Origin of the sequence: Carboxydocella sp. ULO1 (genome assembly GCF_002049255.1) — a bacterium.
Taxonomy (GTDB): Bacteria; Bacillota.
In genome coordinates, this window is record NZ_BDLQ01000159.1 from 6,580 (window position 1) to 7,098 (window position 519).

General features: G+C 55.5%; 1 pseudogene. It reads right to left on the reverse strand.

Going from position 1 to position 519, the window contains the following annotated elements:
- Positions 1–519: pseudogene (locus ULO1_RS14215) on the reverse strand (IS200/IS605 family accessory protein TnpB-related protein); the annotation flags it as partial.

Consider the following 519-nt stretch of genomic DNA (forward strand, 5'->3'; position numbering starts at 1 on the left):
CCATAAAATATCTTAATGTTGGGGTTGCCTCCCTTGCTCTCGTCTCCCCGGGAGTAGAGGCGGTTCCTGCGGGCGTGCCGCCATTTTTCACGGGCGGCCCGGCCCTGGCAGACCTTTTCCCACAGCCTTCTGCCCCCAAAGACTACCTCCGGTATTGTCCCCTTCTCCCGGTAGTCCTTCAGTTCAGCCAGCCTTTTTGCCAGTGAAACCACCCGATGGTTTCGCCCCTTGACTGCCAGGCGGAGCTTTTCAATAACTTCTGAAGCAGCCCCCTTTTCCTCTGCCTTCGCCAGTTTCCTCATAGCCAGGCTGAGCTTCTTCCTGGCCCGGCCCAGCTTCTCTTCTGTTTCTTCATTTTCTAACTTCAGCAGTTCTGTTTGGGAGTCCAGCAGGGCCTGTGCTTTAAGTATGGCATCATCCGCATAGCGGGAGTTCAGCCCGAAAAGTTCTTGTCCTGACTTCTTGATTTCATGGCGGGAAGCACCTTCCAGGAGCCGGTTAAAGGCCCACCGCATACAG